The sequence below is a fragment of the Tabrizicola sp. YIM 78059 genome, from assembly GCF_004959785.1.
GTDB classification, from domain to species: domain Bacteria; phylum Pseudomonadota; class Alphaproteobacteria; order Rhodobacterales; family Rhodobacteraceae; genus Tabrizicola; species Tabrizicola caldifontis.
Genome location: NZ_SJZH01000003.1, coordinates 388,264 through 399,531, shown reverse-complemented (window position 1 = coordinate 399,531; position 11,268 = coordinate 388,264). Strand labels below are relative to the sequence as shown.

Here is an 11,268-nt window from a genome sequence, read left to right as displayed (position 1 = left end):
TCCGCGAAGGCGGCCGCACCGTCGGCGCAGGCGTCGTCTCGAAAATCATCGCCTGAGGCGTGCCGCGGGGCAAAGTCCCGCGCCGAGCAACCTTTCGGGGGCCGCCCGTCCGGGCGGCCCCTTTCGCATCGGTCGAAGCGTGAATTGACGATTCGTTTCACTGGCACCACACTGATCCCCTGACCACATGGGGGAGGCCAGCGATGTGTCAGATGTTCGCCGGGCAGGACCCGGCCCGCTATGAATACGTCACCCGCCGGTTGCGGCTGAACGGACAGTCCACCTCGATCCGTCTGGAACGCGCCTTCTGGGGCATCTTGGACCAGATGGCGGCGAAAGAGGGCACATCCACGCCCGCCTTCCTGTCGAAGCTGCATTCCGAGGTGCTGGAACAGCACGGTGAGACGTCGAATTTCACCTCGCTTCTGCGGTGCGCCTGTACGATCCATCTGGGAGAGCTGGACCAGGTGCCGCAACAGGACCGTTTCGCCGCCGAGTAGAAAAGTGCGACTGTAGTAGTCCGCTACTACCCGGGCCGGAAAGTGGTTCACTAACCTTACCAATATCGTTGCTCGGCAAGATGGGGTAAGGCATGGCCAAGGCAATCCACTCGATGATCCGCGTCCTGGACGAGGCGCGGTCTCTGGCATTCTATGACACGGCCTTCGGGCTGAAGGTCGCCGACCGGCTGGATTTCGAGACCTTCACCCTGGTCTATCTGTCCAATCCCGAAAGCACCTTCGAGCTTGAGCTGACCATCAACAAGGGCCGGACCGAGCCCTACAACCTGGGCGACGGCTATGGCCATCTCGCGGTCAGCGTCGATGACGTGGTCGCCGAGCACGCGCGGCTTACGGCGGCGGGACTTGCCCCGCGCAAGCTGGTCGATTTTGCACCGGCGGGAACGGTCATCGCCCGCTTCTTCTTTATCGCGGACCCCGATGGCTACCAGATCGAGGTCCTGCAACGGGGCGGCCGCTATCTCTGAGGAGGGAGGGGCGGTCCGACCCAGCCAAAAGCAAGGGAGGAACCAATGACAAGACATGACCTGAGGGGGCTGACCCGGCGTCAGCTTCTGTCGCGAAGCCTTTCGGCGGCCGGGGCGCTGGCAGTGACGGGGGCAGGCTTCATCGCCGCGCCCGATGCTGCCTGGGCGCTGGAGGTGACGGCGATCACCCCCGAACAGATGGCGACGCTGCTGCAGATGGCGCGCGACATCTATCCGCATGACCAGGTGCCGGACCGTTTCTATGCCATCGCGGTGAAGGGCTACGATTCCGAGGACCACAAGGCCATGGTCGCCGAGGGCGTCGCGTCGCTGGATGCCGCCGCGCAGGCCGCGGGATTCCCCAGCTATGTAGGCACCGGCTGGGAGGAGGACCGGGTGAAGCTTCTCCAGGCGATGGAGACGACGCCCTTCTTCCAGACCGTGCGGGCGGGGCTTGTGACCGGCCTTTACAACCAGAAGGAGATCTGGCCGATCTTCGGCTATGAGGGCGAGAGCTTCAGCAAGGGCGGCTACATCGAGCGCGGCTTCAACGACATCGACTGGCTGTAAGGGGAGGGGTCAGACATGGTTGCGAAATTCGACCTGAACGACGACTCCGTGGTCGTCATCATTGGCACCGGCGCGGGCGGCGGGGTGCTGGCCAACGAGCTGGCGCAGAAGGGCGTCAAGGTCGTGGCGCTGGAGGCCGGCGGGCGTTACCTGCCCGAGGACTACATCAACGACGAATGGGAAAGCTTCACCCAGCTGGCCTGGCTGGATGCCCGCACCACCAGCGGCAGCTGGCGGGTGGCGAAGGACTTCTCCGGGCTGCCGGCCTGGATCGTGAAGGCCGTGGGTGGCACCACAACCCATTGGGCCGGCGCCTCGATCCGGTTCCAGGACCACGAGTGGAAGGCGCTGACCACCTATGGCAAGGTCGAGGGGGCGACGCTGCTCGACTGGCCGATCGACGCGGCCGAGATGGCACCCTGGTATGAGAAGGCCGAAACCAAGCTGGGCGTGACCCGCACCGGCGACCGCGCCGGCCTGCCGGGGAACAACAACTACCGCGTCTTCGAGAAGGGCGCGAAGGCCCTGGGCTACAAGGAGGTCCACACCGGCCGCATGGCGATCAACTCGGCCGATTACGATGGCCGGATGGCCTGCCAGCAGACCGGCTTCTGCTTCCAGGGCTGCAAGTGGGGGGCCAAGTGGTCGGCGGCCTATACTGACATCCCGGCGGGCGAGGCGACGGGCAATCTGGAAGTGCGCGAGCGCGCCCATGTCGCGCGGATCCTGCACAACGATGCAGGCAAGGTGACCGGGGTCGAATATTTCGACAGGGACGGCAACCTGCAGATGCAGAAGGCCCGCATCGTCTGCGTGGCCGGGAACAGCTTTGAAACCCCGCGGCTGCTGCTGAACTCGGCCTCCGGCATGTTCCCGAACGGTCTTGCGAACTCGTCCGACCAGGTGGGCCGCAACTACATGCGCCATACCACGGGATCGGTCTATGCGATCTTCGACAAGCCGGTGCGCATGTGGCGCGGCACGACCATGGCCGGGATCATCCAGGACGAGGCGCGGCACGACCCCAGCCGCGGCTTCGTCGGCGGCTATGAGCTGGAGACGCTGAGCCTGGGCCTGCCGTTCATGGCGGCCTTCCTGAACCCCGGCGGCTGGGGGCGCAGCTTCACCACCGCGCTCGACCATTACGAGAACATGGCCGGGATGTGGATCGTGGGCGAGGACATGCCGCAGGCGACGAACCGGGTGACGCTCTCCGAGACGAAGGACCAGTTCGGCCTGCCGGTCGCCAATGTCCACTTCGACGACCACCCGAACGACATCGCCATGCGCAACCATGCCTACCAGCAGGGCATGGCGATCTACGAGGCGGTGGGCGCGACCCGTGCCTTCCCGACCCCGCCCTATCCCAGCACGCACAACCTGGGCACCTGCCGGATGTCGGAAAAGCCCGAGGACGGCGTCTGCAACCGCTGGGGCCAGACGCATGACATCGCCAACCTGTTCATATCGGACGGGTCGCAGTTCACCACGGGCGCAGCCGAGAACCCGACGCTTACCATCGTGGCGCTGGCCATTCGCCAGGCCGACCACATTGCCCGCGAGATGAGCGCCGGCAACATCTGACCCGGGGCAGGCGGCAGCCTGGTCTGCCGCCGGCGTCCGGCCGGGCGCCCCGCCTCCACCGGGGCGCCCGGCTTTTCTTTTGCCCCGCATGATGCTAAGCAGCCCAAATCGCAATGGAGGCACCGATGGACCTGACCCGCTGAACGTTCCCCTTGAACCGTTCACGAAAGGTCCGATCATGGCTCTTGACCCGTTGCGCGTGTATCCGCTGACATTCGCGGATGGCACCATCCATCCGAACATGGTCCATCTGAACCGGGTGATCGATCACCCCAACATCTCGGTTGGCGATTTCACCTACGCCAACGATTTCGACCCGCCCCCCGCCCCGCACCACGACTGGGCGGCGCGGCTGGCGCCTTATCTCTACCCCGGCGCGTCCGAACGGCTGGTGATCGGCCGCTTCTGCCAGATCGCGCATGGCGTGCGCTTCATCACTGCTTCGGCCAACCACGCAATGGATGGGCTGACGACCTATCCCTTCCCGGTCTTCGATCCGGCGACGATCGAGGGCTACAAGGCCGCGTTCCAGGGCCTGCCCGATACGGTGATCGGCAATGACGTCTGGATCGGCCATGGCGGTCTGATCCTGCCGGGGGTGAAGGTCGGGGATGGGGCGATCATCGGGGCGGGGGCGGTGGTCACGGCCAATGTCGCGCCCTACACCATCGTTGCCGGCAACCCCGCCCGGCTGATCCGCCCGCGCTATCCGCAAGCGACGATCGAGGCTCTTCTGCGGCTGGCCTGGTGGGACTGGCCGATTGACCGGATCAGGGCGGCGATCCCGGCGCTGTTGCAGGCCGACATCGCCCGGCTTCAGGCCCTGGCGTCGGATGGTGCCTAGTTCTGCCGCACGAGCCTTGCCACGATCTTCCGCGTCAGCGGCGCGACGACCAGCACGGTTGGGAAGGCGATGGCCCAGCTGACCGCCCAGTTGCCCAGCCAGAGGATGGGGAAGCCATGGACCAGCCCGACGGCACGGAATGTGGACAGGCCCGATACGATCAGGCTCATCAGGCCGGACAGGACGAAGCCGAACAGGATCGGGGCAAGGCGGGCAGGGAACATGGCAGCCTCCGGCAGGATGCGCGATGGCTAGCCGTCTCTGCGCCCCTGTGCAAGCCGTGGGCGCACACGGAAGCCCTTGACCTTGCCCTGCGGCTGCCGTAACCCGTGGCGCGTATAGGGGTATAGCTCAGCTGGTAGAGCGACGGTCTCCAAAACCGTAGGTCGCGGGTTCGAGCCCTGCTGCCCCTGCCACCTTCCTGTCATACGCTTTGCATGGCCGCGCATGGGGTGCTAGCACGGGTCTCATGCTGACCCAACGCGCCCGCTATGCTCTGCATGCCATGCTTTACCTTGCCCGCAAGGACGCATCGGCCACGGTCGCCGAGATCGCCGAGGCAGAGCGGATTCCCCGCAAGTTCCTGGAACAGATCCTGGCTGCGCTGAAGTTGCGTGGACTGGTCATGGCAAGGCGCGGCCCCCAGGGCGGTTATGTGCTGGCCCGGGGTGCCGAGGCGATCAGTTTTGCCGATGTCCTGCGCTGCATCGACGGGCCGCTGGCGCTGGCCCCTTGCGCCAGCCTGACCGCCTACAGCCCCTGTCCTGACTGCGTCTCGGTAGAGACCTGCGAGATTCGCCCGGTTCTACTGGCGGTGCGCGACACGACCGCGCTGCTGCTTGAGGGCACCTCGCTGAAAGAGGCGATCGGCGGCGCGAAGATTTCCTTCGTCTGAACGACGGCAGCGAACATCTGCCCCGATCCTGTCCGGAGCGCGCGACACGGTTCCTATTGCTGCGGATGGCCCGGGCACGTCTTGATTTCATATAAAGTCGGTAGAGAATAGGGATAATTGAGGCAGGAGACCTTCATGGAAGACCTATTCACTCTGTTCGTGATCGTGGGCTTTCTGGCCCAGATCATCGATGGCGCGTTGGGCATGGCATACGGGGTTGTGTCCTCGTCAGTGCTGCTGGCCTTCGGGGTGCCCCCTGCCGCTGCTTCGGCCAGCGTCCACGCGGCCGAGCTTTTCACCACCGCAGCCTCGGCGACATCCCATGTCTGGCACCGCAACGTGAACTGGCGGCTGTTCCTCAGGCTGGCGCCGGCGGGCATTGCCGGTGGGGTGCTGGGGGCTTATGCGATCACCGCCATGGACGGCAACGCGCTTCGGCCCTGGGTTGCGGCCTATCTTGGACTGATGGGGCTTTACATCCTTTATCGCGGCCTTCGGGACATCCGGCCGGTGGACCACCACCGCAGCGCCGTGGTTCTGCCTCTGGGGGCGGTGGGGGGCTTCATGGATGCGGTCGGCGGCGGCGGCTGGGGTCCGGTGGTGACCACCGGGCTCATCGGCTCGGGCGGGAATCCGCGGCAGATGATCGGCACGGTGAACACGGTCGAATTCTTCCTGACCGCATCCGTGTCGGCAGCCTTCCTGACAGCACTGCTGAGCGGCCACTGGGAAGAGGCCGAGGGGCTGGCGTCCCATCTGTGGCCGGTGCTGGGGCTGATCCTGGGCGGGGTCGCGGCAGCGCCTCTGGCCGGCTATGTCACGCGTATCCTTCCGGTGCGCATGCTGACGCTGATCGTGGGGGTGCTGATCGTGGCGCTGTCGGTCTGGCAGATCGCGCGCCTGATCTGAGGCAGCGGCAAGGCGAAAGAAAAAGGCCCCGCGGCATCGCGGGGCCTTTCGCATCGGAACGGTTCGCCCGGCTCAGGCCAGAGCGGCCTTCGCCTTGTCGGCGATGGCGTTGAAGGCCTCGGGCTCGTGCACGGCCAGATCGGCCAGAACCTTGCGATCAACCTCGATCCCGGCCTTGGCCAGGCCATTGATCAGGCGTGAATAGGTCATGTCGGCATCGAACAGCCGAACGGCCGCGTTGATCCGCTGGATCCACAGCGCACGGAAGTTCCGTTTGCGGGTCTTGCGGTCGCGGGTCGCATACTGATTGGCCTTGTCCACCGCCTGGGTGGCGGTGCGGAAGTTGGTGGAACGGGCGGCGTAGTAGCCTTTCGCCTGCTTGATCACCTTGCGGTGACGGGCGTGCGTGACCTTGCCGGACTTGACGCGGGACATCTGAGGCTCTCCTTACCGGTCGTAGGGCATGTATTTCTTGACGATCTTCGCATCGCTGTCGCACAGCAGCATGGTGCCGGTCGCGTCGCGGACGAATTTCGGGGTGCGCTTGATCATGCCGTGGCGCTTGCCGGCGACGCCGGCCTTCACCCGACCGGTGGCCGTGAAGCTGAAGCGCTTCTTCGCCGCCGACTTGGTCTTCATCTTGGGCATTTCCATCTCCGTGGTTTCAGGCACGACTCGGCATGCCACCTGGGCCGGCCGTGCGGGTATTGAAGGCGCCCCTATAGGCGCTGCCGGCCGAAGGCGCAAGGGGCTGCGTTCAGCGGATCACGCGCGCGAAGACGTTCAGCATTACGTTGGGAACTTCTTCGAACGAATAGCCGCCGGGCCGCGTCATGACTGCAAACAGCACCATGCCGATCGCCACGATTAGCATGACCACCCCAACCCTTGGTGTACGGCTTTCGGCCCAGGCCGACAGCAGGGAAGGTACCGACAGGACGGCAATGACGATTCCGACCGTCAGAACCAGATCCGTATCCATGATACCTTTCCCTGGCCTTCGCCCGGTCAGATTACCCCGGATCGACGCGCGAAATCAATCGCTCGTCACAGGGCGCGACGCGCAGGATGTTCGTGGTGCCCTTGACGTTGAAGGGCACACCCGCGGTGACCACGATCTGGTCTTCCTCGGTGGCGAAGCCGCTGGCCCGGGCTGCGCCGACGGCGGCAAGCACGGCTCCCTTGAAGCGTTCCTGCGGTTCGGTGATGACGCAATGCGCCCCCCAGGTCAGCGCCATGCGCCGCGCGGTGGACATCAGCGGGGTCAGCGCGATGATCGGCACATGCGGGCGTTCGCGGGCGACGAGGGCCGCGGTGTTGCCGGTCTGGCTGAAGCAGCAGATCGCCTTGATGTTGGTGGCTTCGGCGATTTCGCGTGCCGCCGCCACGATGCCGTCGGCCACGGATTCCCGTCGCACATGGCGGCTGGCCTCGATGATCGCGCGGTAGGTCGGATCCTTCTCGACGCTCACGGCGACGGAATCCATCGTCGTCACCGCCTCGACCGGGTATTTGCCGGCAGCCGATTCCGCAGACAGCATGACCGCGTCGGCACCTTCGTAGATGGCCGTGGCCACGTCCGACACCTCGGCCCGGGTAGGCACCGGTGATTCGATCATCGATTCCAGCATCTGCGTGGCCACGATCACCGGCTTGGCCGCTGCCCGCGCGCCCCGGACCAGCCGCTTCTGGATAGGTGGCACCGAGGTGACGGGAAGTTCCACGCCCAGGTCGCCCCGGGCCACCATGATGCCGTCGCTGACCTGAAGGATCGCGTCATAGGCCTTGACCGCAGCGGGTTTCTCGATCTTCGACAGGATCGCGGCGCGGCCCTTGGCCAGGCTTCTGGCCTCGATCACGTCCTCGGGGCGCTGGACGAAGGACAGTGCCAGCCAGTCCACGCCCAGTTCGCAGACGAATTCCAGGTCGCTGCGGTCCTTTTCCGAAAGGGCTGCCAGCGGCAGCACCACATCGGGCACGTTCACGCCCTTTCGGTTGGAAATCGTGCCGCCGACCTCGACCGTGCATTCGGCAAAGTCCTTGCCGCAGGTTCTGACCCGCAGCCGGATCTTGCCGTCATTGACCAAGAGCGTCGCACCGGGCTCCAGCGCGGCGAAGATCTCGGGGTGGGGCAGGTTCACCCGGTTCGCGTCGCCTGGCACGGTGGAAAGATCCATGCGGAAGGCCGCGCCCTCGACCAGTTCCTCGGCCCCGTTGGCGAAGACGCCGACACGCAGTTTCGGCCCCTGAAGATCGGCAAGAATGCCGATCGGGCGGCCCAGATCCCTTTCGACCTGGCGGATGATCTCGTGCCGCTTGCGGATGTCGTCGTGGCCGCCGTGGCTCATGTTCAGGCGGAACACGTCTGCCCCGGCCTCGAAAAGCGCGCGGATCATCTCGTAGCTGCTGGACGCGGGGCCAAGTGTGGCCACAATCTTCACGTTGCGGTGGCGGCGCATCGCCATCCTCCTGCTTGAAATTCCGGTTGATGTGGGCCGCGTGCCTTATGGCGCAATCGCGGTCGTCCCGCAACGCCTTCCCGCCGCCTTTCGGACGCTGGTCGCTGGCCTTGCGCGAAGAACGACCGTAAGGGAAGGATGAGCATTCGGAAGAGGACCGCCTTGGCCTTCACGATCGACGGAGAACACCGCCCCGGCCGCTGGCTGGTGACCTGCGACCATGCCTCGAACCGCGTGCCGCCCTGGGTGAACGGCGGAGATCTGGGCATTCCGGCAGAGGATATGGCACGCCATATCGCATGGGACGTAGGCGCCGCCGGGGTAGCGCGGGAACTTGGCCGCCTGCTGGACAGTCCGGTGATCCTGTCGGATTTCTCGCGCCTCGTCATCGACCCCAACCGTGGCGAGGACGATCCGACCCTGGTGATGCAGCTTTACGATGGCACCATCATCCCGGCCAACCGGGGCATAACGCCCGCGGCGGTCGAGGAACGGCTTGACCGGCTTTACCGCCCCTATCATGCAGCCTACGCCCGGCTGGCGGCGCTGCGTCCCGACAGGGTGATCGTGGCGATCCATTCCTTCACCCCCTGCCTGAAGGGCCGCCCGCCCCGACCTTGGCAGGTGGGCGTGCTGTATTCGCATCTGGACGAGCGTTTCTCGAAGCCGCTGATCGCCCGGCTGAAGCAGGAGGCCGATCTTTGCGTCGGCGACAACGAACCCTATTCCGGGCACCTGCCTGGTGACGCGATCGACCGACATGCCTTGCGTCTGGGCCGGCACAACACACTTATCGAACTGAGGAACGACCTGATCGCAGACCCGGCGCAACAGGCCCGCTGGGCCGCGCGTCTGGCCCCGATCCTGACCGAAGTCATGGAGAGCCTCTGACATGGACGACCGGACCCGCACCGAGCTGGAAGCCGCCACCTTCCGCGCCCTGCTGCATCACCTGATGCAGAAGCGCCCCGATGTGCAGAACATCGACCTGATGAACCTGGCGGGCTTCTGTCGCAACTGCCTGTCGCGCTGGTATCAGGAGGCCGCGGCCGAACGCGGCATCGATCTGACCAAGGACGCGGCGCGCGAAATCGTCTACGGCATGCCCTACGCCGACTGGGTGGCGCGGCACCAGACCGAGGCGGATGCGGCGAAGAAGGCCGCCTTCGACAAGGCTTTCGCCGAAAATGTTGGCAAGCGGGACTGAGTTCCGCCCCTTCTTCTGACCGGGCTCTCACGGAATTCTGGCGCAGCGCACGGTCAGTGCCCGCTGTGCGAATTGCAAGACGGCTTGGCCTGCCTAGATCCAAAGGCCGGACCCGGAAAGTTGATGTCTCTCTGCCCGGCCGGGGCATGGGAGAAGTGCAGATGGCATGCTATCTTGCAAGAATGCTTCTTGCCGTCCGCCAAGACTATTCGCGCGCCGAATGGATCAGCGATGCCGTTGTCCATGTCCTCGGCGTGGCTGCTGCGCTGGTTGCCGTGCCGGTGTTGATCACGCTGGCCGTCGTCCTGCGCGGCGATGGGCCGGCAGTGGCGGCAACGACGGTATATGGTTTGGCGCTGATTGCGATGCTGGGCTTTTCGGCTCTGTACAACATGAGCACCCGCCCACGGCCGCGGCGAATCTTCCAGAGCCTCGATCATACCGCTATCCTGGTGAAGATCGCCGCGACCTACACGCCCTTCGCGTTGCTCTCGGGCGCCGATGCGGGATGGCTGCTGGCCGGGCTATGGACTGCCGCCCTGGCCGGGGCCGCGATCCGCGCCTTTGCGCCCGACCGGCTGAAGCTGGCCGCCGTCGCACTGGCGCTGCTGATGGGGTGGGCCGGCCTGCTGGCAGGGGGCGGGATCTTTGCGGCCATTTCGCTGCCGGTGTTGGCGTTGATCGTGACCGGCGGTGTGCTTTACACCCTGGGCGTGGCCTTCTTCCTTCTGGAGCGGCTGCCCTTCCACTACACGATCTGGCATGTCTGCGTTTTGGCGGCGAGCGCGGTTTTTTACGCGGCTGTCACCTTGCATCTGGTGCAGACGGCCTAAAGCCCTGCCCACCGCAGAAGGGCCACCAGAACAACGCCCAGCAGGGCTGCGGCCACATCGCTTCCGATCAAGACCGTCAGCCCCACCACTGCCGCCAGAGCCACCCCCTCGGCCAGACCGCCCGACTGCACGGCCAGTGCCGCAATACCCGACATCACGGCAAGCGGCGTGGCTCGCAGCGCCGCTTCGATCCGGGCCGAAACCGGGACAAGCCGCATCAGCGTGAAGCCCGCCGCGCGGCAGAGGAAGGCGGCCGCCGCCATGACCAGAAGCAGGGTGGGGAAATCATGACTCATGCCGCATTCCGGTGCATCAGTGCGGCGACAGCGCCGCCCGCCAGTCCCGCCCCGATGATCGCCGCCCCGGGGCCGAGGCTTGGTGCAATCGCCAGCGCCGCGCCGGCGCCTGCCGCAATCGGCACCAGGTCGGTGCGCGCCCGCACCATCGCCGCCGCCATCGCTGCGGCGAAGGCCGCCAGCATCAGATCAAGCCCCATAACCTCGGGGCGCGGCAGAAGGCCGACCGTTCCAGCCCCAAGGGCGGTACCCGAAAGCCAGCCCGCCAGCATGGGCGTGCCGGTGCCCGCCAGATAGGCCCGGTCCTCTTCCCCCGCCCGGATCGCGCGCATCGTCTGCATCCAGTTGGCATCACCCAACAGCAGCAGGCTGCCATAGGCCCGCAGCGGCCCGGCCTGCCAGAGCCAGGGCTGCAACGCCGCGCCGAACAGGATGTAGCGGGCGTTGACAACCAGGATGGTGGCAAACAGCGCCCATAGCGTCGCCTGCCCGCTCTGCAACAGGTTCACCGCTGCAAGCTGCGCCGAGCCGGAGTAGATCGCCGCGCTTGTGGTCACGGCTCTTGCGATGCCGAACCCTGCCTGCGCGGCCACCAGACCGAAGCCCAACCCGTAGGCAAAGATCGACAGGCCAAGGGGAAGTCCGTCGCGCAATCCGCGCCGAAACCCTGCAAGCGTGAACGG

General features: G+C 65.8%; 17 protein-coding genes and 1 tRNA gene. 11 read left to right on the top strand and 7 right to left on the bottom strand.

Annotation, left to right across the window (positions count from 1 at the left end; all coding sequences use genetic code 11):
• Positions 1 to 203: 203 nt before the first annotated feature.
• The 5 genes from EZM81_RS06750 to EZM81_RS06730 all read left to right on the top strand — a co-directional run bounded on the left by EZM81_RS06750 (position 204) and on the right by EZM81_RS06730 (position 3,986).
• The gene (locus tag EZM81_RS06750) at positions 204 to 500 is read left to right on the top strand and encodes a ribbon-helix-helix domain-containing protein (RefSeq protein ID WP_135449409.1); all 297 of its coding nucleotides are present in this window, start codon (positions 204 to 206) and stop codon (positions 498 to 500) included.
• Between the two features lie 92 nt (positions 501 to 592).
• The gene (locus EZM81_RS06745) at positions 593 to 988 is read left to right on the top strand and encodes a VOC family protein (protein WP_136645208.1); all 396 of its coding nucleotides are present in this window, start codon (positions 593 to 595) and stop codon (positions 986 to 988) included.
• Positions 989 to 1,033: 45 nt separating this feature from the next.
• Positions 1,034 to 1,558: a Twin-arginine translocation pathway signal gene (locus EZM81_RS06740; protein ID WP_136645207.1), complete on the top strand. Its 525-nt coding sequence runs from the start codon at positions 1,034 to 1,036 to the stop codon at positions 1,556 to 1,558.
• A gap of 15 nt (positions 1,559 to 1,573) precedes the next feature.
• A complete protein-coding gene (locus tag EZM81_RS06735; protein ID WP_136645206.1) occupies positions 1,574 to 3,142 on the top strand; it encodes a GMC family oxidoreductase in 1,569 nt (522 codons plus the stop codon).
• Positions 3,143 to 3,320: 178 nt separating this feature from the next.
• Positions 3,321 to 3,986 (top strand): CatB-related O-acetyltransferase, encoded by a 666-nt coding sequence (locus EZM81_RS06730; protein ID WP_135449401.1) that lies wholly within the window; start codon positions 3,321 to 3,323, stop codon positions 3,984 to 3,986.
• Here EZM81_RS06730 and EZM81_RS06725 read toward each other — a convergent pair.
• A complete protein-coding gene (locus EZM81_RS06725; protein WP_136645205.1) occupies positions 3,983 to 4,210 on the bottom strand; it encodes a DUF2798 domain-containing protein in 228 nt (75 codons plus the stop codon). The two genes, EZM81_RS06730 and EZM81_RS06725, sit on opposite strands and share 4 nt — an antisense overlap.
• 116 nt (positions 4,211 to 4,326) lie before the next feature.
• Here EZM81_RS06725 and EZM81_RS06720 point away from each other — a divergent pair.
• The 3 genes from EZM81_RS06720 to EZM81_RS06710 all read left to right on the top strand — a co-directional run bounded on the left by EZM81_RS06720 (position 4,327) and on the right by EZM81_RS06710 (position 5,790).
• A tRNA-Trp gene (locus tag EZM81_RS06720) sits at positions 4,327 to 4,402 on the top strand.
• Positions 4,403 to 4,455: 53 nt separating this feature from the next.
• Entirely contained in the window at positions 4,456 to 4,881 is a 426-nt protein-coding gene (locus EZM81_RS06715; RefSeq protein WP_135449397.1) for an Rrf2 family transcriptional regulator, read from the top strand.
• A gap of 135 nt (positions 4,882 to 5,016) precedes the next feature.
• Positions 5,017 to 5,790: a sulfite exporter TauE/SafE family protein gene (locus tag EZM81_RS06710; RefSeq protein ID WP_135449395.1), complete on the top strand. Its 774-nt coding sequence runs from the start codon at positions 5,017 to 5,019 to the stop codon at positions 5,788 to 5,790.
• A gap of 72 nt (positions 5,791 to 5,862) precedes the next feature.
• On the opposite strand, the gene rplT is transcribed toward EZM81_RS06710, so the two are convergent.
• From rplT to pyk, 4 genes are all read right to left on the bottom strand, one after another.
• Complete coding sequence (rplT, locus tag EZM81_RS06705) at positions 5,863 to 6,225, bottom strand: 50S ribosomal protein L20 (protein ID WP_135449394.1); 363 nt, start codon at positions 6,223 to 6,225, stop codon at positions 5,863 to 5,865.
• A gap of 12 nt (positions 6,226 to 6,237) precedes the next feature.
• Positions 6,238 to 6,438 carry a 50S ribosomal protein L35 gene (rpmI, locus tag EZM81_RS06700; protein ID WP_135449392.1) on the bottom strand — a complete coding sequence of 67 codons (201 nt, stop codon included), beginning with the start codon at positions 6,436 to 6,438 and terminating at the stop codon, positions 6,238 to 6,240.
• A 109-nt stretch (positions 6,439 to 6,547) separates the two neighbouring features.
• A complete protein-coding gene (locus EZM81_RS06695; protein ID WP_135449390.1) occupies positions 6,548 to 6,772 on the bottom strand; it encodes a hypothetical protein in 225 nt (74 codons plus the stop codon).
• Positions 6,773 to 6,803: 31 nt separating this feature from the next.
• On the bottom strand, positions 6,804 to 8,249 hold the full coding sequence (pyk, locus tag EZM81_RS06690) for a pyruvate kinase (protein WP_135449388.1): 1,446 nt from the start codon (positions 8,247 to 8,249) through the stop codon (positions 6,804 to 6,806).
• A 138-nt stretch (positions 8,250 to 8,387) separates the two neighbouring features.
• On the opposite strand from pyk, the gene EZM81_RS06685 reads away from it, so the two are divergent.
• The 3 genes from EZM81_RS06685 to EZM81_RS06675 all read left to right on the top strand — a co-directional run bounded on the left by EZM81_RS06685 (position 8,388) and on the right by EZM81_RS06675 (position 10,289).
• Positions 8,388 to 9,140 (top strand): N-formylglutamate amidohydrolase, encoded by a 753-nt coding sequence (locus tag EZM81_RS06685; protein WP_135449386.1) that lies wholly within the window; start codon positions 8,388 to 8,390, stop codon positions 9,138 to 9,140.
• 1 nt (position 9,141) lies between these two features.
• Positions 9,142 to 9,456 (top strand): DUF1244 domain-containing protein, encoded by a 315-nt coding sequence (locus EZM81_RS06680; RefSeq protein WP_135449383.1) that lies wholly within the window; start codon positions 9,142 to 9,144, stop codon positions 9,454 to 9,456.
• A gap of 182 nt (positions 9,457 to 9,638) precedes the next feature.
• Positions 9,639 to 10,289 carry a hemolysin III family protein gene (locus EZM81_RS06675; RefSeq protein WP_135449381.1) on the top strand — a complete coding sequence of 217 codons (651 nt, stop codon included), beginning with the start codon at positions 9,639 to 9,641 and terminating at the stop codon, positions 10,287 to 10,289.
• Here the strand turns inward: EZM81_RS06675 and EZM81_RS06670 are convergent.
• Together EZM81_RS06670 and EZM81_RS06665 are read right to left on the bottom strand one after the other, a co-directional pair.
• Positions 10,286 to 10,585 carry an AzlD domain-containing protein gene (locus EZM81_RS06670; RefSeq protein WP_136645204.1) on the bottom strand — a complete coding sequence of 100 codons (300 nt, stop codon included), beginning with the start codon at positions 10,583 to 10,585 and terminating at the stop codon, positions 10,286 to 10,288. The two genes, EZM81_RS06675 and EZM81_RS06670, sit on opposite strands and share 4 nt — an antisense overlap.
• Entirely contained in the window at positions 10,582 to 11,238 is a 657-nt protein-coding gene (locus EZM81_RS06665) for an AzlC family ABC transporter permease (RefSeq protein ID WP_169052325.1), read from the bottom strand. The genes EZM81_RS06670 and EZM81_RS06665 overlap by 4 nt, the downstream gene beginning before the upstream one ends.
• Positions 11,239 to 11,268: the final 30 nt, after the last annotated feature.